The sequence below is a fragment of the Mesorhizobium sp. RSR380A genome, from assembly GCF_054719385.1.
Genome location: NZ_JBTTIB010000001.1, coordinates 1666778 through 1690922, shown reverse-complemented (window position 1 = coordinate 1690922; position 24145 = coordinate 1666778). Strand labels below are relative to the sequence as shown.

At 63.6% G+C, this 24145-nt stretch carries 29 protein-coding genes; 15 read left to right on the top strand and 14 right to left on the bottom strand.

All coding sequences use genetic code 11. The annotated features are described in order from the left end of the window. Positions 1-8 precede the first annotated feature (8 nt). Both ACYG9Z_RS08165 and ACYG9Z_RS08160 read left to right on the top strand, forming a co-directional pair. Positions 9-746 (top strand): tellurite resistance TerB family protein, encoded by a 738-nt coding sequence (locus ACYG9Z_RS08165; protein ID WP_023671935.1) that lies wholly within the window; start codon positions 9-11, stop codon positions 744-746. A 332-nt stretch (positions 747-1078) separates the two neighbouring features. Next, entirely contained in the window at positions 1079-1840 is a 762-nt protein-coding gene (locus ACYG9Z_RS08160) for an SDR family oxidoreductase (RefSeq protein WP_023683264.1), read from the top strand. Positions 1841-1852: 12 nt separating this feature from the next. On the opposite strand, the gene ACYG9Z_RS08155 is transcribed toward ACYG9Z_RS08160, so the two are convergent. Further along, positions 1853-3037: a pyridoxal phosphate-dependent aminotransferase gene (locus ACYG9Z_RS08155; protein WP_023683265.1), complete on the bottom strand. Its 1185-nt coding sequence runs from the start codon at positions 3035-3037 to the stop codon at positions 1853-1855. 83 nt (positions 3038-3120) lie between these two features. Between ACYG9Z_RS08155 and ACYG9Z_RS08150 the strand changes: the two genes are divergently transcribed. Genes ACYG9Z_RS08150 through denD form a run of 4 tightly spaced genes read left to right on the top strand, consistent with a single transcriptional unit; the run spans position 3121 to position 6054 of the window. Further along, positions 3121-3807, top strand: a complete 687-nt coding sequence (locus ACYG9Z_RS08150; RefSeq protein WP_023683266.1) for a GNAT family N-acetyltransferase — start codon at positions 3121-3123, stop codon at positions 3805-3807. 15 nt (positions 3808-3822) lie between these two features. Beyond that, the gene (locus tag ACYG9Z_RS08145) at positions 3823-4794 is read left to right on the top strand and encodes a cation diffusion facilitator family transporter (protein WP_023683267.1); all 972 of its coding nucleotides are present in this window, start codon (positions 3823-3825) and stop codon (positions 4792-4794) included. A gap of 58 nt (positions 4795-4852) precedes the next feature. Continuing rightward, a complete protein-coding gene (locus ACYG9Z_RS08140) occupies positions 4853-5059 on the top strand; it encodes a hypothetical protein (RefSeq protein ID WP_023683268.1) in 207 nt (68 codons plus the stop codon). Positions 5060-5070: 11 nt separating this feature from the next. After that, positions 5071-6054: a D-erythronate dehydrogenase gene (gene denD, locus ACYG9Z_RS08135; RefSeq protein WP_023683269.1), complete on the top strand. Its 984-nt coding sequence runs from the start codon at positions 5071-5073 to the stop codon at positions 6052-6054. Positions 6055-6064: 10 nt separating this feature from the next. Here denD and ACYG9Z_RS08130 read toward each other — a convergent pair whose 3' ends face one another. From ACYG9Z_RS08130 to ACYG9Z_RS08115, 4 genes are all read right to left on the bottom strand, one after another. Further along, on the bottom strand, positions 6065-7231 hold the full coding sequence (locus tag ACYG9Z_RS08130; protein ID WP_198020704.1) for a nickel/cobalt transporter: 1167 nt from the start codon (positions 7229-7231) through the stop codon (positions 6065-6067). 8 nt (positions 7232-7239) lie between these two features. Further along, positions 7240-7908 carry a DUF1007 family protein gene (locus ACYG9Z_RS08125; protein ID WP_023725173.1) on the bottom strand — a complete coding sequence of 223 codons (669 nt, stop codon included), beginning with the start codon at positions 7906-7908 and terminating at the stop codon, positions 7240-7242. An 89-nt stretch (positions 7909-7997) separates the two neighbouring features. Further along, positions 7998-8897 (bottom strand): LysR family transcriptional regulator, encoded by a 900-nt coding sequence (locus ACYG9Z_RS08120; protein WP_023671925.1) that lies wholly within the window; start codon positions 8895-8897, stop codon positions 7998-8000. Between the two features lie 2 nt (positions 8898-8899). Then, entirely contained in the window at positions 8900-10099 is a 1200-nt protein-coding gene (locus tag ACYG9Z_RS08115) for an amidase (protein ID WP_023740970.1), read from the bottom strand. Positions 10100-10638: 539 nt separating this feature from the next. On the opposite strand from ACYG9Z_RS08115, the gene odc2 reads away from it, so the two are divergent. Both odc2 and ACYG9Z_RS08105 read left to right on the top strand, forming a co-directional pair. Next, positions 10639-11772, top strand: coding sequence for an ornithine/lysine decarboxylase (gene odc2, locus ACYG9Z_RS08110; RefSeq protein ID WP_023671923.1), 1134 nt, complete (start codon positions 10639-10641; stop codon positions 11770-11772). 147 nt (positions 11773-11919) lie between these two features. Next, complete coding sequence (locus tag ACYG9Z_RS08105; protein WP_023751320.1) at positions 11920-12591, top strand: GNAT family N-acetyltransferase; 672 nt, start codon at positions 11920-11922, stop codon at positions 12589-12591. 68 nt (positions 12592-12659) lie between these two features. Here ACYG9Z_RS08105 and ACYG9Z_RS08100 read toward each other — a convergent pair whose 3' ends face one another. The 8 genes from ACYG9Z_RS08100 to flhA all read right to left on the bottom strand — a co-directional run bounded on the left by ACYG9Z_RS08100 (position 12660) and on the right by flhA (position 18231). After that, positions 12660-12944: an SCP2 sterol-binding domain-containing protein gene (locus tag ACYG9Z_RS08100; protein ID WP_023751319.1), complete on the bottom strand. Its 285-nt coding sequence runs from the start codon at positions 12942-12944 to the stop codon at positions 12660-12662. A 195-nt stretch (positions 12945-13139) separates the two neighbouring features. Then, the gene (locus ACYG9Z_RS08095) at positions 13140-13688 is read right to left on the bottom strand and encodes a hypothetical protein (protein WP_023671920.1); all 549 of its coding nucleotides are present in this window, start codon (positions 13686-13688) and stop codon (positions 13140-13142) included. A 28-nt stretch (positions 13689-13716) separates the two neighbouring features. Further along, positions 13717-14133, bottom strand: coding sequence for a hypothetical protein (locus ACYG9Z_RS08090; RefSeq protein WP_023671919.1), 417 nt, complete (start codon positions 14131-14133; stop codon positions 13717-13719). 13 nt (positions 14134-14146) lie between these two features. Continuing rightward, positions 14147-14719, bottom strand: coding sequence for a rod-binding protein (locus ACYG9Z_RS08085; protein WP_023751318.1), 573 nt, complete (start codon positions 14717-14719; stop codon positions 14147-14149). Beyond that, positions 14697-14942 (bottom strand): hypothetical protein, encoded by a 246-nt coding sequence (locus tag ACYG9Z_RS08080; RefSeq protein ID WP_023751317.1) that lies wholly within the window; start codon positions 14940-14942, stop codon positions 14697-14699. Before ACYG9Z_RS08080 ends, ACYG9Z_RS08085 begins: the two co-directional genes overlap by 23 nt. 67 nt (positions 14943-15009) lie before the next feature. Next, entirely contained in the window at positions 15010-15393 is a 384-nt protein-coding gene (locus tag ACYG9Z_RS08075; protein ID WP_023751316.1) for a hypothetical protein, read from the bottom strand. Position 15394: 1 nt separating this feature from the next. Continuing rightward, positions 15395-16147 (bottom strand): flagellar biosynthetic protein FliR, encoded by a 753-nt coding sequence (gene fliR, locus ACYG9Z_RS08070; RefSeq protein ID WP_023686374.1) that lies wholly within the window; start codon positions 16145-16147, stop codon positions 15395-15397. Then, complete coding sequence (gene flhA, locus ACYG9Z_RS08065; protein ID WP_023671908.1) at positions 16144-18231, bottom strand: flagellar biosynthesis protein FlhA; 2088 nt, start codon at positions 18229-18231, stop codon at positions 16144-16146. Before flhA ends, fliR begins: the two co-directional genes overlap by 4 nt. A 123-nt stretch (positions 18232-18354) precedes the next feature. Between flhA and ACYG9Z_RS08060 the strand changes: the two genes are divergently transcribed. Next, positions 18355-18648, top strand: a complete 294-nt coding sequence (locus ACYG9Z_RS08060) for a putative quinol monooxygenase (RefSeq protein WP_023751315.1) — start codon at positions 18355-18357, stop codon at positions 18646-18648. Positions 18649-18687: 39 nt separating this feature from the next. Here the strand turns inward: ACYG9Z_RS08060 and ACYG9Z_RS08055 are convergent, their stop codons facing one another. Further along, the gene (locus tag ACYG9Z_RS08055; protein WP_155921527.1) at positions 18688-19002 is read right to left on the bottom strand and encodes a hypothetical protein; all 315 of its coding nucleotides are present in this window, start codon (positions 19000-19002) and stop codon (positions 18688-18690) included. A gap of 170 nt (positions 19003-19172) precedes the next feature. Between ACYG9Z_RS08055 and ACYG9Z_RS08050 the strand changes: the two genes are divergently transcribed. The 6 genes from ACYG9Z_RS08050 to ACYG9Z_RS08025 all read left to right on the top strand — a co-directional run bounded on the left by ACYG9Z_RS08050 (position 19173) and on the right by ACYG9Z_RS08025 (position 24104). Continuing rightward, positions 19173-19442: a hypothetical protein gene (locus ACYG9Z_RS08050; RefSeq protein WP_023683280.1), complete on the top strand. Its 270-nt coding sequence runs from the start codon at positions 19173-19175 to the stop codon at positions 19440-19442. Positions 19443-19532: 90 nt separating this feature from the next. Next, positions 19533-20186 (top strand): helix-turn-helix domain-containing protein, encoded by a 654-nt coding sequence (locus tag ACYG9Z_RS08045; RefSeq protein WP_027049833.1) that lies wholly within the window; start codon positions 19533-19535, stop codon positions 20184-20186. Positions 20187-20223: 37 nt separating this feature from the next. Then, complete coding sequence (locus ACYG9Z_RS08040; RefSeq protein ID WP_023751314.1) at positions 20224-21300, top strand: extracellular solute-binding protein; 1077 nt, start codon at positions 20224-20226, stop codon at positions 21298-21300. A gap of 22 nt (positions 21301-21322) precedes the next feature. Next, entirely contained in the window at positions 21323-22195 is an 873-nt protein-coding gene (locus tag ACYG9Z_RS08035) for an ABC transporter permease (RefSeq protein WP_023683283.1), read from the top strand. Continuing rightward, positions 22195-22992, top strand: coding sequence for an ABC transporter permease (locus ACYG9Z_RS08030; RefSeq protein WP_023683284.1), 798 nt, complete (start codon positions 22195-22197; stop codon positions 22990-22992). The genes ACYG9Z_RS08035 and ACYG9Z_RS08030 overlap by 1 nt, the downstream gene beginning before the upstream one ends. After that, complete coding sequence (locus ACYG9Z_RS08025; protein WP_023686365.1) at positions 22989-24104, top strand: ABC transporter ATP-binding protein; 1116 nt, start codon at positions 22989-22991, stop codon at positions 24102-24104. The genes ACYG9Z_RS08030 and ACYG9Z_RS08025 overlap by 4 nt, the downstream gene beginning before the upstream one ends. Positions 24105-24145: the final 41 nt, after the last annotated feature.

The window sequence follows — 24145 nt, the reverse complement described above, 5'->3', positions numbered from 1 at the left end:
GAGGCACCATGTTCGACCCCAAGAAGCTTCTCGACGATCTGCTCGGCTCGCAAGTTCCCGGCACAACCGGCACCGTTCGCGACAAGGCCGGGCAGGCTGTGCAGATGGCCAAGGACAATCCGCTGGCCGCCGGTGCGCTGGCCGCGGTGCTGCTTGGAACCGGCACGGGACGGCAGGTCACCGGCACGGCCGTGAAGCTCGGCGGACTGGCTGCGATCGGCGGTCTCGCCTACAAGGCCTACCAGAATTACAAGGCCGGCAATGCACCCGAGCAGGCGCCGGCGGCCGGCCAGCCGGAATTGCTGCCGCCGCCCGCCGACACCGGCTTTCATCCTTCACAGGCGCCACAGGGGGAGGACGAGTTCACGCTGACCCTGGTGCGGGCGATGATCTCGGCGGCCAAGGCCGATGGCCATGTCGATGACGCGGAACGCCAAAAGATCGCCGGCAAGCTCAGTCTGGCCGGCATCGGCACGGAAGCGGAAAAGTTTCTGATGGCCGAGCTGGACAGCCCGCTCGACCTCGATACGCTGGTCGCAGGCGCCAAGACCGATGAGCAGAGGCTCGAGCTCTACACGGCGTCCCGACTGACGATCGACCCCGATACGCGCGCCGAACGCGGCTATCTCGACCTGCTCGCCGGCCGGCTCGGCCTGCCGGATGCGCTCGTCGATCATGTCGAGGCGACGGTGTCGGCGGCCAAGGTGCCGGTTCCGTCAGGCACGGCGCCGAACCCGCGCTGGTAGACAACGCAGCCGCGGCGGGAAAAGCGTTAACTTCTCGTTTACCGAGGAAGCGCATGATTTTAGTTAGTCGGATCGGCTTTTCCTCCTCCCAAGCCCGGTTCAGATCAGGGGGCGGTCGCCAATGACCGCCCTTTTTGTCGGACCGATCACATAAAGCGCGTGGCGCTTCATGTTTTTGTCCGGATGCATGTCGTTCTCTCAGAACCGGGGCCACTTTTGAGCGACATGCATTAGTGTCCGGCTTGCCATGATCGCCCTCATTTGCGATGGGTCGGTGCATTCGGATGCACCCCGATCTGTGCCGGGGATGCGCGGCGCGCAGGAGCAAAATCATGACAGTCCTCACAGAGAAAACCGCCATCGTCACCGGCGCCGGCACCGGCATCGGCAAGAGCGTCGCCACGGCGCTGCTCAAGGCCGGCTGGAACACGGTGTTTTGCGGCCGCCGCAAAGCGGTGCTCGATGCCGCCATTACCGAGGCCGGGAAAACGGACGCCAAGGCGCTGGCGGTTGCCTGCGACATCAGCAAGGCCGGCGAAGTCGATGATCTGTTCGAGACGGTGGCCGCAGCCTTCGGCCGCGTCGACCTGCTCTTCAACAATGCCGGCATGAGCTACAAGTCGACGCCGATCGACGAGATCCCGGTCGAGGTCTGGAACGATATTGTCGGCGTCAATCTCACCGGATCGTTCCTGTGCGCCCGCGCCGCCTTCGGCGTCATGCGCAAGCAAAAGCCAATGGGCGGCCGCATCATCAACAATGGCTCGGTGTCGGCCTATGCGCCACGGCCGGGCTCGGTGCCCTACACCGCGACCAAGCACGCCATATCGGGGCTGACCAAGACGCTGGCGCTCGACGGCCGGCCCTATGACATCGCCTGCGGCCAGATCGACATAGGCAACGCGCTGACCGATATGGCGCATGCCATGACGGTCGGCGTGCCGCAGGCCAATGGCACCATCGCCGCCGAAGCGGTGATGGACGTCCAGCGCGTCGCCGACGCCGTCGTCCACATGGCCAGCCTGCCGCTCGATGCCAATGTGCTGTTCATGACGGTGATGGCGACCAAGATGCCGTTCGTGGGGCGTGGGTGAAGAGCCGAAGGCCTACCTCTTCAAAAACGACTCGATCCGCTCCAGCGCGCGCAAGATGTTCTCTTCGGAATTGGCGTAGGAGAGCCTGATGTAGCCTTCGCCGAGAATGCCGAAATCGGGGCCGCCGATCAGCGCCACGCCGGCCTCCTCGAGCAGTGCCGAGGCGAGCTTCTTGGCCTTCCAGCCGGTCTTCGAAACATTCGGGAAGGCATAGAATGCGCCCTTGGGCGTGATGCAGGAGACGCCGGGCAGCGCGTTCAGCCCCTCGACCACCATCTTCCTGCGGTTGTCGAAGGCGCACATCATCTTGTCGACATCGTCCTGCGGGCCGTCGATGGCGGCGATGCCGGCGAACTGGCTCGGCGCGTTGACGCAGGACCAGCAATTGACCGCCAGCTTGCGGACCTTGTCGTAGAGATGCCCGCCCTTGTCGCCATTCGGCCAGATCGACCAGCCCATGCGCCAGCCGGTCATCGCCCATGTCTTCGACCAGCCGTTGAGCACGATCAGCCGGTCGCGAATTTCCGGAAAATTGAGCAGCGAAAAATGCGTCTCGCCGTCATAGGTCATGACGTCGTAGATTTCGTCGGAGAGGATAGCGACCTGCGGATGCGCTTGCAGTCCCTTTACCAGCTTCTCGATCTCGGCGCGCGGCGTGACGCCGCCGGTCGGGTTGGCCGGTGAGTTGAGGATTAGCAGTCTGGTCTTCGACGTGATCAGCGCCAGCGTCTCTTCTGCCGAGAAGGCAAAGCCGTTCTCCTCGCGGATCGGCACCGGAATGGGCGCGGCGCCGGTGAACTCGATCATCGAGCGGTAGATCGGAAAGCCTGGGTCTGGATAGAGGATCTCGGCGCCGGGTTCGCCGAACATCAAGATGGCCGCGAACATGGTCGGCTTGCCGCCGGGCAGGATCATTACATTCTCGGGCGAGACTTCGACGCCGGTAGTGGTCAGCGTGCGCCGCACCACCGCTTCGCGCGTCGCCAGCAGGCCATTGGCCGGGGTGTAGCCATGGTGGCCGTCGCGCAGCGCCTTGATCGCGGCCTCGACAATGTGCTGCGGCGTTTTGAAGTCGGGCTGGCCGATGCCGAGGTTGACGATGTCGCGGCCCTGTTGAGCCAGTGCAGTCGCGCGCGCCAACACGGCAAAGGCGTTTTCCTCGCCGAGACGGTCGAAGGCCGAAATCGTGTGGAGCATTTTTCCCGTCCGTGTGGTTCTTGCTGTTAGGTCGCGTTTTTGTGAGCGTCTGCTCACAAAAGTCAAACGGATTGGAGTTTTGCGTGTCGGAAAATCTCAAAGATTGGCAAGCGCGTCCGCGGCCCGAGCGCAAGCCCATTGACGGCCGCTATGTCCGGCTCGAACCGCTGAGCGCCGAAAAGCACGGCGATGGGTTGTACGAGGCGTCGTCCGTGCCCGACATCGATGGACGCTTTGCCTGGCTGCCCGACTACCCGCCGCAAACCCGCGCCGATTTCCAGCCATGGCTGGACAAGGTCGAGGCGAGCGAGGACCCGCTGTTCTTCACCGTCATCGACAAGGCCAGCGGCAAGGTCGCCGGGCGACAGACGCTGATGCGCATCGATCCCACCTATGGCGTCATCGAGATCGGCAACATCTATTGGGGGCCGCTGATCTCGCGCAAGCCGGCAGCGACCGAGGCGCAGTTCCTGTTCATGAAGTATATTTTCGACGGGCTCGGCTATCGCCGCTACGAGTGGAAATGCAACAACCGCAACGAGCCGTCAAAGCGCGCGGCGGAACGGTTCGGCTTCAAGTTCGAGGGCATTTTCCGCCAGCATCTTGTGGTCAAGGGTGAAAACCGCGATACCGCATGGTACTCGATCATCGACAAGCAATGGCCGGCGCTGCGCAAAGCCTATGAGGCATGGCTCGATCCCGCCAATTTCGATGGCGAAGGCCGGCAGAAGCGGCGGCTCGAGGATTTCCGCGCCGAGTTCGGCGCGTAACAGGAGTTTTTTCCGATGGCGCACAGCCATGATCATGGTTCGCTTGCTGGGCATGGCGCCAGCCACCTGCATGGCTCGACCGACAAGAAGCGTGTGCTGATCGCAGCCTGCCTGACCGCCGGCTTCATGGTGGCCGAAGTGCTTGGCGGCCTTTTGACGGGATCACTGGCGCTGCTGGCCGACGCCGGCCACATGCTCGCCGACTCGATCGCGCTTGGCCTTGCCTGGTACGCCTTCCATCTTGGCGGACGGCCGGCGACAGTGCGCCTGACCTATGGTTTCGGCCGGGTCAAGACGCTGGTCGCCTACACCAACGGCATCGCCATCTTCGCCATTGCTTTGTGGATCGTCTACGAAGCCTGGGGCCGGCTGATGACGCCGGCGCCGGTGCTGGGCGGGCCGATGCTGGTGGTGGCGATCGCCGGCCTTCTGGTAAACTTCGCCTCGTTCTTCGTGCTGCATGGCGGCGACCACGACAGCCTCAACATGCGCGGCGCCATCCTGCATGTGCTGGGCGACCTGCTCGGTTCGGCGGCGGCGATCGTGGCGGCGCTGGTCATCCTGGCCACCGGCTGGACGCCGATCGACCCGATTCTGTCGGTGCTGGTCTCGGTGTTGATCCTGTCCACCGCATGGTCGCTGATGCGCGAAGCCGCCCACGTCCTTCTCGAAGGCGTACCGGCAAGCCTCGACCGCGACATCATCGCCAAGGACATTGCCGGCACCGTCAAGGGCGTGCGCGAAGTGCACCATATGCATGTCTGGTCGCTGGACGGCTCCAGCAACATGGCGACGCTGCATGCCTGCCTCAACGATGGCGTCGATCCGCACCAGGCGGTCAGCGCCATCAAGAAGCGGCTCGCCGCCGAACACGGCATCAGCCACGCGACGGTCGAACCGGAATTCGGCCAGTGCGCCGACAGCCATGACGAGCACGATCATGACCACGACCATGGTGCGCCACCGCATCACGGCCATTATCACTGACAGGGAATTTCATGGCATTGGCATCCGAGTTGACGAGTTCCCGCTGTGGCGGGACGGCATGATGGATCGCGACACGCGAAACGCGCTGATTGCCGCAGCCTGGATCATGCTGCTGTTCGGCATCGCGGCGTTCTATCTGCCGACGGTGATGCTGGCTGTCGGCAATATCTCGACCGTACTTGCCGGCATCGTCGGCATCGCCTTCGTGCTGGCATTCTTTCTGGTGTTCTGGTTGCGGGGTCGCAGCCAGAACAAGGGCAAATAAGAGGCTTTGAAATGCGCATCCTGATTACTGGCGCCGCCGGCATGGTCGGCCGCAAACTTGTCGACCGGCTGGCCAAGGACGGCACGCTCAACGGCCGCAAGATCACCGGGCTCGACCTGCACGACATCGTGCCGCCGCAGGCGCCGGCGATGGACGGCGTCAGCATCGCCACGCATACCGGCGACCTTGCCGACGCCGGTGCTGCCGAGAGCCTGGTGGCGTCACGCCCCGACGTCATGTTCCATCTCGCCGGCATCGTGTCGGGTGAGGCGGAAGCCAATTTCGATCTCGGCTACCGCGTCAATCTCGACGGCACACGGGCTCTGTTCGATGCGGTCCGGCTGGCGGGCTTTTCGCCGCGCCTCGTCTTCACCTCGTCGATCGCGGTGTTTGGCGCGCCGTTCCCCGATGTGATCCCGGACGACTTTCATCCGACGCCGCTGACCTCCTACGGCACCCAGAAGCAGATGAGCGAGGCGCTGCTGGCCGACTATTCCAGGCGCGGCTTCTTCGACGGCATCGGCATAAGGCTGCCGACCATCTGCGTGCGGCCCGGCAAGCCGAACAAGGCGGCGTCAGGTTTCTTCTCCGGCATCATCCGCGAGCCGCTGAGCGGCCACGAGGCGATCCTGCCGGTGCCGCGCTCGGTGCTGCACACCCATGCCAGCCCGCGTTCGGCGGTGAACTTCCTGATCCATGCCGCCGGGCTCGACGGTGCCGCTGTCGGGCCGCGCCGCAACCTCACAATGCCCGGCGTTGCCGTCACCGTCGGCGAGCAGATCGAGGCGCTGGAGCGCATTGCAGGCGCCGACGTCGTGAAGCTGATCCGCGAACAGCCGGATGAGACCATCTGGGCGATCGTCAAGGGTTGGCCGACGCGCTTCGAGGCGCGCCGTGCAAGGGACCTCGGCTTCAGCGCCGAAAACAGTTTCGATGAAATCATCCGCGCTCATATCGAGGATGAGTTGGGCGGAAAGATCGCGGGTCAGGCCTGACCCGCCGAGGTCATACAGTTCCGGACAGGCTCGCCGACAACAGCAACAGCCCGAACAGGAAGACGAACGCGGCGCCGCCGATTTCGACGAATGTGTGGATACGGTTGCCCATGCGGCCATCGCCGGCGAAATAGACCGCCCAGTTCTTGGCTGTCACAGCGATCGTCGCCAACGCCGAGACTGTGATGGCGGTGCCGATAGACATCGCCAGCACCGACAGCAGGCCGCCGAGCCACAGGCCGTTGAGCAGCGCGAAGCTGAGCACAATCAGCGCGCCGGAGCAGGGGCGGATGCCGACGGCGGCTACAGCCGACCAGGCCGTGCGCCAGTCGAAGCGGTCGCCCGACAGCAGCGCCGGATCAGGCGCATGCGAATGGCCGCACGTGTCGCAGACCTCGCCGGCCGGTTGATCGTGAGCGGCGTGATTGTGATGAGCGTGGTCGTGATGGGAATGATCGTGCGTGTCGTGGTCGTGCGCGGCGTGATCGTGATGATCATGCGAATGGTCGTGATGCACATGCAAGGCATGCGCATGCGCCGCGTGGCTGTGAGCGGCATGCGAATGGCCGCTATGGGAATGACCGGCGTGGGCTGCCGACAGGCTGTAGGCGGGCGCCTTGCCGAACCAGCGCAGGACCGTAGGCCCGGGCTTGCGCCACAGCAGCCAGGCGCCGAACAAAGTGACGAAGACATAGCTCATGATCTCCATGAACCAGGCTGCGTCGGTCATCGAGATCGCGGTGCCGCGCAGGACGAAATAGGCAAGCAGCATCACCAGGATCGCGGTCAGGCCCTGCAGCAGCGCCGAGACGAAGGACAGCAGGATACCGCGCCTGAGCGCCACTTCATTGGCCACCATGTAGGACGAGATGACCGCCTTGCCGTGGCCGGGGCCCGCGGCGTGGAAAATACCATAGGCGAAGGACAGGCCGATCAGCAGCCACATCTTGCTGCCGTCCTCGCGCATCGCCTTCATCGCGGTGGCCAGTGCGCGGTAGAATTCCTGCTGGCGCAGATTGATCCACATCAGGATGTGGGCGAACGGGCCGGTGGTGGGCGCCATGCCGTCATTGACACCGATGCCGAGTGAACTCTGGGCATGGGCCTGCCCGAGAAAGTGCGTCATCAGCAGGGCAGCGGCCACGAGGCCGAATGCCAAACGCAGGGACGGTTTCATCACCGGATCTATCCTTCTGGCGGGCAATTCAGTTCGAGCTTGGTGGCGAAGATCTTGCTCATGTCGGTGCCTGTCGGGTCGTTGAAGAACGCGTCCGTCAAGGTCTTCTGGTTTTCCTTGATCGCCTCGTCCGGATCAGGCCGGATGACGCTCTTGGTGCAGTTCGAGGGCAGGCCTTCCACCGTGATGTTGCTATCCTCGGTGAAGTCGATCGCCGTATAGAAGGTTGGATCGTAGACGCCGAAATCGATCTTGCCGGCGAGCTTGATCGGCACCTTGGGTTCGGATTCGAACAGGATGATCAGCTGGTCGTTTTCGAAATTGGCCATAAGATGCGGTGGCGGCGTCATCGGCACGTCCTTGCCGTCGACGGTGACGAGCTGGAAATAATTGAACTCGGCCAGCGAGGCATGAACGGTGTCGGCGACATCCTTCAGCTCCTTGTCGTCAAGCTTCAGGTCGGAGTTCTTGTCGAACTCCATCATCACCGTACTCGAAAACAGATCATCGAAACGCCAGAGGTGACGCAGCGCTTTCACACTTTGGTGATCCGGCGAGAGGATCACGTCGAGGCGGGCCTCGGCGAAGACATGAGGATGCGCGCCAGCCGCTCCGACGGAGGCAAAAGTCGTCGCCAGGGCCGAAGCCAGCATGATTGCGTGCCGTTTCAGATGCATTCTCGGTCGCTGTTCCATCGGCCTCGGAGAGATTTCGAGAGGTTACCAGAAACGGGGCGAAATTGGGACCGCGGCACGGCAGGACCGGCTCAAGCGCTCTCGCGGTTCTTGAACCATTGCACCAGGAAATCGACGAAGACACGGACCTTGGCCGGCAGATAGCGGCGGTGCGGGTAGACGGCGAAAATGCCGCTGCCCGACTGGATGCGGTCGTCGAGCAAGGACACCAGCAGCCCGGATGCGAGGTCGGGTGCGGCGATGAAATCCGGCAGGATGGTGAAGCCCAGACCGGACACGGCGGCGGCTCGCGCGGCCATCGGGCTGTTGACCTCGATCGGACCCGATACGTTGACACTGACAGACTCCTCGCCATCGCCCCTGAAGCGCCAGTTGGCGAGCGAGCGGCCATTGGTGTCGACGATGCAGGGCAAGTTGGCGAGATCCTGCGGGCGCGTCGGCTTGCCGTGCTTGGCGATCAGCTCCGGCGAGGCGCAAAGCTTGATCGAAAACGGCCCCAGGCGGCGGGCGATCAGCGATGAGTTCTCCAGCCGCGAGATGCGCACGGCAAGATCGAAACCTTCCTCGACCAGATCGACAAAGCGGTCGTCGAGATGGATGTCGAGCACGATGTCGGGATGCTGTTTGGCGAAGTCGATGAGCGACTGGCCTATCGGCGCGTCGGCGAAGGTGCGCGCCGCGGAGAGCTTGATCCTGCCGCGCACGTCGCCGGAGGATTCGCGCACGGCGTCGGCTAGGCTGTCGACCTCGCGCACGATTTCCGAAGCGCGGCTGTAATAGGTATGGCCGGCCTCAGTCAACGAGAACTGCCGCGTGGTGCGGTTGAGCAGCAGCGCGCCGAGTTCGTCCTCGAGTTCGCGCACATATTTCGACAGCAGCGCCTTGGAGCGACCGATCTTGCGCGCGGCCGCCGAAAAGCCTTCGGCCTCGACGACGTCGATGAAGGCGCGCATGCGGGTCAGTGTATCCATCATCAGGCCTTTCGTGCCGCATCGAGAATTCGCCGGCCGAGCCGTATCAGGGCAATGTCGCTGCCGGGAGGGCCGAGCAGCGAGAGGCCGAAAGGGGCACCGTCAACCGAGCCCAGCGGCAGGGTGATTTGCGGAAAGCCTGACAGACCCGAAAGGCACAAAAGATGCAAGGCCCTTTCGCGGTAGGCCTGGAGCTGCTGCGGCTCGCTTTTGACCAGAGGTGCGGGGCCTGGAACGGTGGGCAGGACAAGAAACCCGTCCTGGCCGAGCAGCGCGGCTAGCTCGGAGCGGAACGTCAGGCGGCGCACCGCCTCGGCCCGCGCGGTCTTTTCGTCGATCGTGCGGCCAAAACCAAAGCGCTCCTCGACGCCCGGCCCGAGATCGCGCTCGCCAGAAATGATCCAGGCGCCATGCTGCTGCCAGGCCTCGGCGGCCTGGAGGCGGCGAAAGCACCAGTAGAGCTCGTCGGGGAAGGAGGCGAAGCTGTACTCTTCCGGCGCCGGCTCACCGATAAGACTGGCGGCCAGCGCTCTCATCCTGGCATATTCGGCTGCCTCAGCGGGGCCGGCCACGAAAGCGTCCAGCCAGCGGATCGAAAGCGGCCGGGTGAGCGGATACGGATGCGGGTCGCGGCCGAGCAGCAATTTGCCGATCGTCTCATAGGTCTCGATGTCGTCGGCGAACCAGCCGAATGTGTCGAAGCTCGGCGCCAGCTTCATCGTGCCTTCGAGCGAAATGCGGCCATGCGTGGTGCGCAGCCCGATCAATCCGCAAAAGCTCGCCGGGGCGCGGATCGAGCCGCCGGTGTCCGAGCCGGTAGCGATATCGGCAAGCTTGCCGGCCACCGCCGCCGCCGAGCCTGACGAGGAACCGCCGGTGACGCGATCGGGAGCGGCCGGGTTCACCGGAAACGGAAAATGCGCGTTCTGGCCCATCAGCGAGAAAGCGAACTCGTCGGTCTGCGTCTTGCCGATGAAGCGCGCGCCGGCGTCGAGAATCATCTGCACGGCCGGTGCCGTGCTGGACGCGGCATGCGCCTCGTCGAACTTCACCGGATTGCCGCAACCGGTGCGGTAGCCGGCGACGTCGTAAATGTCCTTTACCGCCAGCCTGAGCCCGGCCAGCGGCCCCAGTTCCGCATTGGCGACCGGCATGCGGCGCAGGTCAAGAAAGGCGTTGAGCGGGCCGTGCGTGCCTGGCATCGTTCGATATCCGTATACAGTAGGCCCAGCATTGTTCGATGCCGGAAATTTTACAACCTGGGATACGATTTTTATTGATTGTGAAATCTTTCGATCTTATATCGCGCTTGCCCAAAGTCGCACGTGCCTGTGGGTGTCCGCCGATCCTCGAATGGTGAGGGAAATCGGTAAGGTAACTGGAGCTAACCCCTCCAGTCGGTCTAGCGGCCAACCGCCAGCCCGAGGACACCTTGAAGCAACGACGGTGCGGGCCTTTCTGGTGTTCTGCCGGTCGTCCAAAGACCGGGGTTACTGAAGAGGCACACCTTCATTGCCGGCAGTGCGGACGGGTCTCCCATCCAAGCCAAGGCAGACAAAGCGAACCGAGGCCGGGCAAGGCCAAGGTTCACCGCCGCGAGACGGCGTTTCATGGTTCCGGGGTCTCCACCGGCTGGTTCCATGAACTTCCGTCCCGCCTTTGTTTGACCGCGCGTCGCGAGGCCGAGAGCCCGCGTCCGCAGCCTTATTGCGCGCCGCAAGGCGTTAATGGAGAGACCCCGATGGCCACTCAGCGCATCCTCGACTTCCTCGCCACCCGACGTCCGTCCGGCCCCTGCCTCGTCGTCGACCTCGATGTCGTGCGCGACAATTTTCGCGCCTTCGAAAAGGCGCTGCCCGATTCCCGGATCTACTATGCGGTGAAAGCAAATCCGGCGCCGGAAATCCTGCGCCTGCTTGCTGCGATGGGCTCATCCTTCGACACCGCTTCCGTTGCCGAGGTCGAGATGGCGATGGACGCCGGTGCGCCGGCGGACCGTATCTCCTTCGGCAACACCATCAAGAAGGAGCGTGACATTGCACGCGCCTACCAGCTCGGCATTCGGCTGTTTGCCGTCGATTGCGTCGAGGAAGTCGACAAGATCGCCCGCGTCGCTCCCGGCGCCCGCGTGTTCTGCCGCGTGCTGACCGACGGCGAAGGCGCCGAGTGGCCGCTGTCGCGCAAGTTCGGCTGCGTGCCGGCGATGGCCGTCGACGTGCTGCGCCATGCCAGGACGCTCGGCCTCGACGCCTATGGCGTGTCGTTCCATGTCGGCTCGCAGCAGACCGACCTGACGGCGTGGGACCGTGCGCTGGCCGACGCCAAGAAGGTGTTCGCCACGCTCGCCGATGAAGGCATCGTCCTCAAGATGGTCAATATGGGCGGCGGTTTCCCGACGCGCTATCTGCGTGACGTGCCGGCGGCCCAGGCCTATGGCCAGGCCATCTTCTCGGCGCTGCGCAAGCATTTCGGCAATGCGATCCCTGAGACCATCATCGAGCCGGGTCGCGGCATGGTCGGCAATGCCGGCGTCATCAAGTCGGAAGTCGTGCTGATCTCGAAGAAGGCCGAAAACGACAATGTGCGCTGGGTGTTCCTCGACATCGGCAAGTTCGGCGGTCTGGCCGAGACGATGGACGAGGCGATCCGCTATCCGATCGTCACCCGCCATGACGGTTCGGAGACCGCACCTTGCGTGCTCGCCGGCCCGACCTGCGATTCGGCCGACGTGATGTACGAGAAGACGCCGTATCCGCTGCCTCTGTCGCTGACCATCGGCGACGATGTGCTGATCGAAGGCACCGGCGCCTACACGACCACCTACTCGGCGGTCGCCTTCAACGGCTTCGAGCCTCTCCGATCCTACGTGATCTGACGGCTTCGGCCTTCAGATCACCCCAGGCGGACGTTTGCGTCCGCCCGGGTTCGCCTGTGGAACAAGCTCCGCTCGTGAAGGATCGCGGAAATGGACATTGTAAATTACATTGACGGTGCCGTGGGAATCTCCCCCCTTGAGGGGGAGATGGCAGGCAGGCCAGAGGGGGTCGTCTCGCGTGAAGCGCCGGCATCCCTCGTCCACGACGCGGTGTCGCGTCAGGTCGTGCCGACCCCCTCTGTCGCCTTCGGCGACATCTCCCCCTCGAGGGGGGAGATTGCCCGCGCCATTGTTGTCGTCGCCGAAACTGCGGCAGACATCGCATCGCGTGAAGCGTTGCTCGATCGCGCCATGGGGCCGATGCGGCGCAAGAAATCGTCGGAGAAGCTGCGGCGTGGCCGCCGGCCTTCCGAAGGCCTCGCCTTCGTGGCGCGTGATGCGGCGGGCGCGGTGATCGGCACTGTGCGGCTGTGGGATGTAAGGCTGGGCGAGGGTGGCCCGGCGGCGCTCCTGCTCGGACCGCTCGCCGTCGATCCGGCGCTGAAGAACGCCGGCATCGGCTCGGCGCTGATGCGCCATGCTTTGGCCGAGGCCGCGCGTCTCGGCCATGCCGCGGTGCTGCTGGTCGGCGATGCGCCTTACTATGGCCGCTTCGGCTTCTCGGCGGAGAAGACCGGCGCGCTCGCCATGCCTGGTCCGTACGAGCGGCACCGCCTGCTGGCGCTGGAACTGATCGATGGTGCGCTCGACGGCGCGCGTGGCACGCTGAGGGCTGCAGGTCGCAAGCTCAAGGCACAGAGGCTGTCGCTGGCCGCCTGATTGTCCAAAAACAAACGCCGCCGGTCCTTTGCATTTCAGCGAGGGCGGCGTTTGTTTTTGCGAAGGGCTCAGCCGATCAGTTGGCTGAGCGCCATGGCGGCCGACATATCGCCTTCGACCTTTATCTTGCCGGACATGAACGCCATGGTCGGGTTGAGGTCGCCGGCGATCAGCGAATCCAGATCGTCGAGCGACAGCTTTATGGTGCAGTCGGTCGTCGCGTCGGTGGTCGAGACGGTTGCGCCGTCGATGACGATGACGCCGTCACTGCCGGTATCGAACTTCACGGAATGTTCGAACCCGGCGCTCGCCACGCGCGACCTCATCTTCTCGGCAATGTCCTGAACGCTCATGACTGTTCTCCTGGTCTCGTTGCGTTTTGCCGCGCTTCAGTGACCGGCCTCCGCCGAAGTCGCTGTCTCGCGCGTGCCGCGATCCTGGTCGCTTGGCGCATATAGCTTCGAGTTGACGTAAACGTCAACGCGCGATGCGTCATCTCGTTTCAGTCGGAAGGAATGCGGCAGAGAACATTCACCCTGCGATGAAGGTTAGTGTTCAGCAGCGGGCTTCGCCGCCTCGGCCTGGGCCGATTCCGCCGGGGCCGGTTCGGTCCGCGTGGCCGGATCCTTGCGGCGGCGCATGGCGTTGTCGCGGATTTCATCCTTGGTCAGGAAGTTGACTTGGTCTATCAGCACTTCATGCACCAGGTCGGCGCCGACGCGGGCGTTGACGGTGTCGCGTATGGCCTTGCGGAAGGCATCGAGATCGATGGTTTCCTTCTTGGTGAAGTCGATCTGAGGATTGGAGTAGAGATAGGAATAGACCTGATCGGTCATCAGCGCTTCGGCCGGGATCGACATCTTCTTTATCTCGGCCGGCTCGACCGTGTAGACGAGCTTGGTGAGGAAATAGCCGTCGATCTTGGAATCGCGGATCAGCGGCACCGAGATGATGTCGGTCTTGACGTAGTCGAGGCCACCCAGCATCGGTTTCGGCGTCTCGCCGACGCCGCGCTCACCGGCCGCCTGGAACGAATAGAACACCGCGCCAAGCGTGGCGGCGCAGATCCAGATCGCGGCGGCGATGAATTTGATCACCGGTTGTTCCCGCCTGTTGCCGAGATCATCAGCTCGCCCAACCGAATTCGCCGGCCGAGTATGTGCCGTCGGCTTCGGCGCGCTGAATGGCGTTCTTCAACAGCGTGGCGACTTCGTTGACCGCGTTGAGGTGGGCGAGGATTGCAGCCTCGTTTTTCGCGAGCTTCTGGCGCAGCCGCGCCAGACTGTCGCGATGCTGTTCCAGGAATTCGATCTCGTTGGCGCCCTTCATGGCGCGGGTCAGCTCATAGAGGTAGCGGCTCTTGCGGGCGTTGGAGGCCTTGAGGTCATAGCTGGTGTCGTTCTTCAAACCGGCCGTCTCTTCCTCGACCGCTTCCTCGATGCGGCCGATGATGGCGGCAAGGTTGCCCGGCCGTGCAAACGGGATCGGCGCTTCGGACGTACGCGCCGGCAGGTTGGAAGAGTATTTTGAAAAATCGGCCATTGAAAATCCTGGTCTAGATCTTGATTTCGGTTTTGATGGTCGTCTCGTCGCCGGTCATCGACCGTGCGGCCTTGCGCTGCAATTCCTCGACCAGCGAGGTGGACAGCCGGGTCTGCTGGTCGATCTCGGTCTTGTGCGGCCCGGTTGACACCGGGCCGATCGGCACGGTGCGCTTGCCGTCCTTGTAGTGGTCGGCGAGCAGCGATTTGGCGATGCCGATCCCTCCGCGCTCGGCCATGACGTCGGCGACACGCTCGGCAAGCTGCGATTTCCACATGTCGCCGGCCAGCCCCTTGCCGTAGACGCCCTCTGTGTCCTTGGGCAGCATGTTCTGGATGAAGGTCTGCAAGACCATGGCCTCGAACTTCTTGAATTTTCCCGCGGGATCGGCGCCTGCCGCGGCCTTGTCGGCCGTGGCACGCGACAAGATCGAGCCGGTATCCACCGAAGCCGCCATGTCGACCAAAAAGGCGCCGCCAACGCCGTTGGCCCGCTTGGCCAGCGCGGCACGGGCAGCCTCGATATCCGCCGGGTCGACGGCTCGGGCAACATCGAGAACGATGTCACTGGGTGGAGAAATCGCCAAGAAAGTCCGCCTCTTTGCCGGGTTTCCTGAGCGACCATGCCGCAACAAGCTTGTGGCAGGCTTGCCGGCTCGAAATCCTTCGCCGGATGCTAGGCATTGCTATCAGCAGCGGCAACTCCGGCTGGGTCGATGCGATCTGGTCGTTTGCGGTGGGCGCTGCCGGCGTCGCCATGGTCAGATCGTAGGTGGCGTAGGCGCAGAGGCCGAACACGGCGCCGTACACCCAACACAGCCCGCCGCACGGAACGAAACCGAACGCCGTCCGCAGGTGACCCGGCTCTAACTTCCGATTATTCCTGCCCTCGCCTCTGCGCGACCAGATCGAGCCGGTCGCGGTCGGAGCGTTCGCGTTCGTCCTGTCGGCGCACGTCCTTGTAGGCGCGCTCGACCATGTTGGTGCGCGCCGTCGCAGTGGCGATGAGCGTGACCTCCTGCCTGGCGCTTTCCAAGCTCGCTTCCTGCCGGACCAGCGCATTCGCGATGCGGCGATGGTAGAGGTCAGGGAACAGCACCGCCATCGACTGGTCGGCGTCGAAATGCTGGACTAGTTCCTTGGCCTCGGTTTCGGCGGTTGCCGCTGCCGCCAGGAAGGCCGCATGGCGCGTCTCGTGCAGGGCCTTCAGCTGCTCCTGCACCTTGACCAGTTTCTTCAGCCGTTCCTTGCGCGTGCTCATCTCACCTCGCCAGCGTCAGGTCGACAAAGCCGTCGACGAACAGCGACAGCATGGTCCCGATGGCGAAATAGAAGATGATCATGCCGCCGGCGATGACGAAAGGCAGCGAGATGAAGTAGACCGGGATTTGCGGCGTCAGCTTGTTGACGAAGCCGATCGTCAAATTGACCAGGATGGCATAGGCGATGAACGGGCTGCCGAGCCGGATGACCAGGAAGAAGGCGTCCGACACCGTGTCGGTGAGATCGACCAGGGCGGCCTGCGGATTGAAGAAGACGTTGACCGGCGCCACCGTGTAGGAGGCGACCAGAGCGCGGATGATCTCGTGGTCGAAATCGAAAACGAAGAGCAGCAGCAGCGCCGAAAACGAGATGATGGCGGCGAGCGCCGCCTGCGGTTCCGGCTCCTCGATCGCCGGTCCGCCTGTGCCGCCATAGCCGATCAGCATGGCGATGGCCGAACCCATGAAGCGCAGCGCCTCCATGTAAAGCCTGGTCATCGCGCCGATCAGCCCGCCGACCAAAAGTTCGGAGATGATCATCGGCGCCAGCACCTGCGGACGCGCATCGACGAAGGGAAAGATCTTGTCCCACAGGAAGGCGAGCAGGCCACCGGTTGCGGCGATCGACGCGAACAGCCGAACCTGGATCGGCACGCGGGCGCTGGACAGGCCCGGCATCAGCATGAAGCAGGCGCCGATGCGACAGAAGGCGAGGAAGGCGGCGATGACGACGCCTTGCGACAGTATGTTCACGAGATCGTCCCGAGCACCTTGATCTCGACGCCCTTGGCGATTTCGACATGGGAGAGAACGGGAAGCGTCGTGAACAGGCGCTCGATGATCATGCGCACATAAGGCCGCGCATCGGGCGCGGTGACGAGGACAAAACGCTCGCCGGCCTCGAGATGCTTGCGGATCGCCTTGGTCGCGTCCTGGCCGAATTCCTCCAGCTGGCGCGGGTCGATGTCGAATTCGCGCACCTCGCCCTTGGCGTCGCGCTTGAGGCTCTGGTGGAAGGCGAGGTCCCAGCGGTTGCCGAGGCGCAGCACCTTGAGCATGCCGCCCTCGGAGAGATCGCCGCAGATCTGTTGGGCCATGCGGATGCGGACATGCTCGACGATCTGCTCGGTGCGGCGCACATGCGGCGCGATCTCGGCGATGGCCTCGATGATCAAATGCAGGTTGCGGATCGATACGCGTTCGGCCAGCAGCAATTTCAGCACCGCCTGCAGGCCGGGATAGGAGATGTGCGAGGTGCAGATCTCGTCGGCGAGCTTGCGGTATTCCGGATCCTGGCGCTCGAGCAGCGCCTTCATGTCCTTGTAGGACAGAAGCTGCGGCAGGTTGTTGCGGATCACCTCGGACAAATGGGTGAGCAGCACCGACATGTTGTCGGCAAAGGTGTAGTTCTCGCGCTTCAGATCCTCGGCGAAGGTTTCGAGCACCGAGAAGGCGCGCATGCCGAAGGCCGGCTCGCGGATTTCCTCGCCGGGAACGTCGGGCAAATCCCGGTTGCCGAGCAGCACCATGATCTCGCCGACGCGCATCTGGTATTCGGCGACGACGGTGCCGTGGACCTTGATCTGGTAGCTTTTCGGCGGGATGCCGAAATCGTCGGCGACGCGCACTTCCGGCACGACGAAGCCATATTGCGTGGCAAATTTCTTGCGCATCTTGGCCATGCGGAACACCAGTTCCTGATGCGACACCAGCAGCCGCGTCGACAGCTGTTTGCCGATCAGAAGCTCGATCTCGGCGGTGGTCAGCGAAGCCTTGACCGAGTTCTTCTCTTCCTCGACCTTGTTCGCCTTCTCCAGATCCTTGATCGCTTCGGCGGCGGCAGCCTCGCGGTTGGCGCGCATCGGGATGACGTAGCCAAGGCCGGCCATGCCGGCGGCTAGCGTGAAGAACGGGAAGAACGGCAGGCCGGGCATCAGGCCGAGCAGGACGAGCAGCGAGGCCGCGACATAGAGCGCGCGCGGATGCGCACCGAGCTGGCCGAACACCGCCTGGTTGGTCGAGCCGCGCGTGCCGCCCTTGGACACAAGCAGGCCGGCGGCGAGCGAAACGATAAGCGCCGGGATCTGGGTGACGAGGCCGTCGCCGACCGACAGTTTGATGAAGACATCGGCGGCTTCGCCCATGCCCATGCCGTGCCTGATGTAACCGATGGCGATGCCGCCGACGATGTTGATGGCGGTGATGATGAGGCCGGCAATGGCGTCGCCGCGGACGAATTTCGAGGCGCCGTCCATCGAGCCGAAGAAGGAGGATTCCTCTTCCAGCTCGCGGCGGCGCAGTTGCGCTGTCTTGTCGTCGATCATGCCGGCGGACAGGTCGGCGTCGATCGACATCTGCTTGCCGGGGATGGCGTCGAGGGTGAAGCGGGCGCCGACTTCGGCAATACGGGTGGCGCCTTTGGTGATGACGATGAAGTTGACCACAATCAGGATCATGAAGACGATCAGGCCGATGACGAAATCGCTGGCCATCACAAGTTTGGAGAAGCCGGCGATGACATAGCCGGCGGCGTGCGTGCCCTCATTGCCGTGCGACAGGATCATGCGCGTGGTGGCGATGTTGAGCGATAGCCGTAGCATGGTGGCGATCAGCAGCACGGTCGGGAAGGACGAGAAATCGAGCGGCCGCTGGATCCACAGCGCCACCATCAGGATCAGCACCGACAGTGCGATCGAGAAGGCGAGGCCGATGTCGATGAGGAAGGCCGGGATCGGGAGGAACAGCACGGCCAGGATGATGACGATGCCGATGGCGAAGAAGACATCGCGGCCGTTCTTGGCCACTGTTCCTGTCGCTAAGCTTTCGCTGACGGCCATATCGTCCCCAATCACAAGCCTGCCGAGCACGCGACAGCCCTTCGAGCCTAACCGGTCAAGCTTGCGCGAGGGTGGGAGGACTGGTTACTTGCCAGGACGACAGAGGCCTTGAGGAGAGAGATCATGCTGGTGATCATCGGCACCATTCGCCTGCCTGCGCAACGGCTCGACGAGGCAAGGCCGGCCATGCGGCGCATGATACTGGGCAGCCGTGCGGAGCCCGGCTGCATCGAATACTCCTACGCGCAGGACGTGCTCGACGTCATCCATGTAACCGAGGTGTGGAGCGACAGGGCCGCGCTCGACGCGCATTTCCGCTCGCCTCACATCGCCGATTGGCGGGCGAGCTGGGCATCGCTCGGCATAGGCGAGCGCAACCTCATGCTCTACGAGGCCGGCGAGCCGAAGCCGATCTGAGGACCGGGCACAGTCAAGAAGGCGTAGGCCCAAGAAAGTCTAGCAGGCGTTGACCTGTCTGCAGGACCATCCGCCGCCATCGGTATCGTGGCAGTCTTCATAGCTGCCGTAGCAGGTGTTCGTCGAATTGCGATACCAAGGGTAGCCGCCAGGACAGCAAACATCTTGTTGTGCAGTCTGGATAAATTCCTTTGCCGGCCGGCTTTGGTTTTCCGGATTGCCTCCCGCCAAAAAAAGAGACATCGGGTGTGACACAACAGACCTAACCGGCATATCCATGCTTGAATTGCTCACCGCAGACGAGCTCAAAAAAATCATGCCAACAGCTAATGAAAAAAATCCCCGCGCACTCATCTTCTCCTCCTTGAGGGAAATAGAGACGGCCAAAAATAACACAGCTGCGTCGATTGCGTAAGCGATCGCTCATATACCTCGACACGCTCGCGGGGAATTGAAGCGGGGCGGCAAGCCTGACTGCGCCTCAGCGCCAGAATGGCGCCGCAAGCAGCCGGCATTATGTCGCCGTGCTGATCGTCGCCGAACTGCACAGCGATCCGTCCGATGGTGAGACGCCGGTGCTGGCGCCGGCCAAATTCCGGCATGCGGTGCTGGTGCCGACCATGAACGTCCAGTCCACCGCCGAAACCATCCAGCGCGCCGTCGCGGAGGAACTGGCGGTGGTCGAGAATTTCGACAACCGGGCCGTTGTCGGGCTTTTGACCGAGGGCCATCTGATACGGCGCTACGCCGAGGAACTCGACAAGGCGCGGCGCGACCTGTCGGGCGAAGACTAGGCCTCGGCCGGCATCTTAAATGTCCCTACTCGGCGCTTGCCACGTGTACAGTGTCACTGTACAAATTGTTCAGTGGGAGAAAAAGACGGGATGAGCACCGACCAGGCTCCGGTCAAGAATGGCGTCGCCTCGACGGCGACGCATGCCCATCAGATGCTGGGCCAGCGGCTGAAGAGCCTGCGTCTCGGCCGGCGGCTTTCGCTGCGCGAACTCGCCGAGCTGACCGGGACCAGCGCCAGCTTCATCAGCCAGCTCGAGCGCGGCCTGACCGGCGCCAGCACCGCCTCGCTCAACCAGATGGCCTCGGCGCTTGGGGTGAGCGTGGCGATGCTGTTCGAGGATAGTGCCGCCGGGCAGCGCGGGGTCTTGCTGCGCAGCGAGCGGCCGAGCCTGCCGCCCAGCGACGGCTGCCGCAAGATGCTGCTCTCGCGTCCCCCTTTAAGCGACATGGAAGTCTATGTCGGCGAGTTCGAAATCGGCGGCTCGACCGGCCCAGCGCTCTACACCCATGGCGACGCGCACGAGATGCTCGTCGTGCTGCGCGGCATCGTCGAGGTTTCGCTCGGCGATGTCAGGCATGTGCTGGAAGAGGGCGACAGCATCGAATACGCGACATCGACAGCACATCGCTCAGAGAACATCGGCAGTGGTCGAGCCGAGGTGATGTGGATCATTGCGCCACCGACTTCGGTGCGCGCCGAACTCGATCAATACAGGGCCTGGAAACCGCTCGCAGCCAGGTAGGTTCAATCCATGCGGGTCAAATGGGAGAACAATAATCATGCTGAAAACAAGACATCTTGGCCTTGGCGCCGTGCTGGCGCTCGGCGTTCTGGCAACCGCAGCGTTCGCGCAGGAAAAGCCTGTCGCGGGTGAGGTCAAGGAAGGCTCGCTCAAGGGAAAGACGCTGACGCTCGTCTCCTATGGCGGCATCTACCAGGACGGCCAGGCCGCCGCGCTCAAGGAGTTCGTCGAAAAGTCCGGCGCCACGCTGCTCAATGACGGGCCGACAGAGATCGCCAAGCTGCAGGCGCAGGTCGAATCCGGCAACGTCACCTGGGACGTCGTCGACACCGCCGACCTGCCGCCTTACGTCTATTGCGGCAAGCTGTTCCAGAAGCTTGATTTCAGCAAGCTTGACGTCTCCAAGGTGCCCGAGGGCCAGGTCGGCGAATGCTCGGTGCCGGCGATGAACTACGGCGTCGTGCTGATGTACAACAAGGAGAAGTATGGGGATAACCCGCCCAAGAGCTGGGCCGATTTCTTCGACACGGCAAAATTCCCGGGCGTGCGCGCGCTGGATGGTTCCGGCGATCCGACCGGTGGCCTGCTGGAGCAGGCGTTGAAGGCGTCGGGCGGCGATCCGAAGGCGATGACGGTGGCCGACATCGACAAATCCATCGACGTGATCCGCAAGCTCGGCCCCGACACGATCTACTGGAAGACCGGCGCTGAATCGCAGCAACTCGCCGAGTCCGGCGAGGCCGACATGCTGATGATGTGGACGGGCCGTGCCATGACGGCGGTGAAGAACGGCGCCAAATATGCGCCGGCCTGGCAGGACTGGCTGGTGGTGATGGACCAGATGACCATTCCGGTCAGCGTCAAGGATACGGATGCGGCTTATGCGCTGCTCAATGCCTATCTCGGCAAGGGGCCGCAGGAGATCCTGGCGCAGCAGACCTCCTATACGCCGATCAACAATGACGCGCAGCCAAAGGTCGATGCGTCGGTCGCCGCCTTCCTGACCAACACGCCAGAGCGCCAGAAGCAGGGTTACAAGCAGAACATCAAGTTCTGGGTCGAGAACTTCCCGGTGGCGCAGGAGAAGTGGTCGGCGCTGATGGCAGGCAACTGAACAGCCGAGTGAGAGCCAGGCCGTGAGCGCGTCCGAACCCATCGCCCAACCCGCCGCCGATGTGCGGCCCGGTCGGGCATGGCGGCCGTTCGCGCTCACGGCGCCGGCGCTCATCCTGCTTGTCGCGGTGATCGGCTACCCGCTGCTCACCATCGTGCTGCGCAGCCTGTCGGAACCTGAGTGGGGGCTGCAGAACTATGCCTGGTTCTTCGGTGCGCCGGTGAACCTGACGGTGCTGCAGCGGACCTTTGTCATCTCGGCCTGGGTGACGCTGGTGTGCGTCATCGCGGCCTATCCCTATGCCTATCTGATGACCGCGGTCGGGCCGCGCGTCCGGCTGGTGCTTGTGCTTTGCGTGCTGATCCCGTTCTGGGTGAGTGGTGTGGTGCGAACGCTGTCATGGGTGATCCTGCTGCAGGATTCGGGCGTCATCAATTCGTTGCTGCGCTCGGTCGGGTTCGGCGGCGTCAAGCTGATCCGCACCCAGACCGGCGTGGTCATCGGCATGGCGCAGGTGCTGTTGCCGTTCATGATCCTGCCGCTCTATTCCGTGATGCAAGGCATCGACCTCAGGCTGATGCGTGCGGCGCAAAGCCTCGGTGCGCGGCCGTCGCGCGCGTTCTTCACCGTCTATCTGCCGCTGTCGCTGCCCGGCGTCTATGCCGGCGCGATCATCGTCTTCATCCTGTCGCTCGGCTTCTACATCACGCCTGCTTTGCTCGGCGGCCCGCGCTCGACCATGCTGTCGACGCTGGTGCAGACGCAGGTGCTGAGCCTGCTGCAATGGGGCAGGGGCGGCGCCATGGGCGTCGTTCTGCTGGTCACCACCTTCGTGCTGCTGGCGCTGGCAGCACCCGTGATGCGGTCCAGTCATCGGGAAGCGGGGCGGCGCTGATGGAGATGAAGCCGCTCACCCGCGTTCTTCTCGGGCTCGTCTGCCTGCTGGTGGCGATATGGCTGGTGGCGCCGACGCTGGTCGTGGTGCCGATGTCGTTCAACGAAAACAAATCGCTGGCCTTTCCGCCGCAAGGCTTTTCCTGGCAGTGGTACCAGAATTTCGCCACCAATCCGGACTGGTCGAACAGCTTCCTGAACTCGCTGAAAGTCGCCTCCATCGTTGCCGTCGTGGCAACGGTGCTCGGCACGCTTGCCGCCTTCGGCCTCGACCGCATGAAGGCGCGGCCGGCGAACCTTTTACGCATGCTGATGCTGACGCCGATGGTGGTGCCGGGCGTGGTGCTGGCGATCGGCATCTATGCCGTCTATCTCGACACGCAGCTCGTCGGGACGCTGCTCGGCTTCGTGCTGGCCCACACCATCCTTGCGCTGCCCTTCGTGCTGATCGCGGTCTCGGCCAGTCTCGAAGTGTTCGACCGCCGGCTGGAGACAGCCGCAGCCAGCCTGGGCGCCGGCGCACTGACCACGTTTCGCACGGTGACGCTGCCGCTGATCGCGCCGGGCGTGCTCTCCGGCCTGCTGTTCGCTTTCGCCACCTCGTTCGACGAGATTGTCGTGTCGCTGTTCATCACCAACCCCTATCTCAAGACATTGCCGGTGCAGATTTTTGCCTCGATCACGCGCGACGCAGATCCGACGGTGGCGGCTGTCGGCACGATCCTGCTTTTCGCGACCACGATCCTGATCGGCGGCGGCATGCTCCTTCTTGGCCGCGAGCGGAAAGGACGCCAATGAATCCGAAGCCGACAAGCAAGGGCGCGGCGATCGATCTCGAAGCGATCAGCAAGGCCTATGGCGGCTTCAAGGCGCTGGACGGCGTGTCGCTGCGCATCGAGCCCGGCGAGTTCATGACGCTGCTCGGCCCCAGCGGCTCGGGCAAGACGACGACGCTCAACGTGATTGCCGGTTTCACCGATGTCACCAGCGGCAAGCTTCTGGTCGGGGAAAAAAGCGTCGTCGGCGTGCCGGCGCACAAGCGCAACATCGGCGTCGTCTTCCAGCATTACGCGCTGTTCCCGCATATGAGCGTCGGCCGCAACGTCGCCTATCCGCTGACGCTTCGCGGCGTCGACCAGGCGACGAGGCAGACACGCGTGGCAAGGGCGCTCGACATGGTCAAGATGGGCGATTTCGCGCATCGCTATCCCAGCGAATTGTCGGGCGGCCAGCAGCAGCGCGTGGCGTTGGCACGCGCCATCGTCTTCGACCCGCCGCTGCTCCTGATGGACGAGCCGCTCGGCGCGCTCGACAAGAAGCTGCGCGAATGGCTTCAGCTCGAGATCAAGCGCATCCATCGCGAACTCGGCACCACCTTCGTCTATGTCACGCACGATCAGGAAGAGGCGCTGGTGCTGTCGGACCGCATCGCCGTGTTCAACCGCGGGCGCATCGAGCAGGTCGGCACCGGCCGCCAGCTCTATGACGAGCCGGCAACGCTGTTCGTCGGCCGCTTCATCGGCGATTCCACCGTGCTGCGCGGCAAGGCGCGCAGCGATGGCAACAGCACCGCGCTGAGCATCGCCGGCGAGACGGTGACGGTACCGCGTAAGCTGTCGGGAGAAGCCAGCCCGGTGATGCTGCTGCGTCCCGAAAAGCTCGCGATCCGAAGAGCCGGCCAAAGTGCTGCCAATGGCGCCAACCGCCTGTCGGGGACGATCGCGGAAGCCATCTATCTCGGCTCGGAATCGAAATACGAAGTTAAGCTCGCCGACGGCTCGGCCGCGATCGTGCGCTCACCGCTGACCGGCGAGAGTTTTGGCCTCGGCGACAAGGTCGAGCTCTGCTTCGACGGCAGCGACGCCAAGCTGCTGGCGGACGACGCAAGCGCCGACACCACACTCACCTGATTCCATCTGGCCTGATCCCATCTGGCCTGATCTCATCTGAA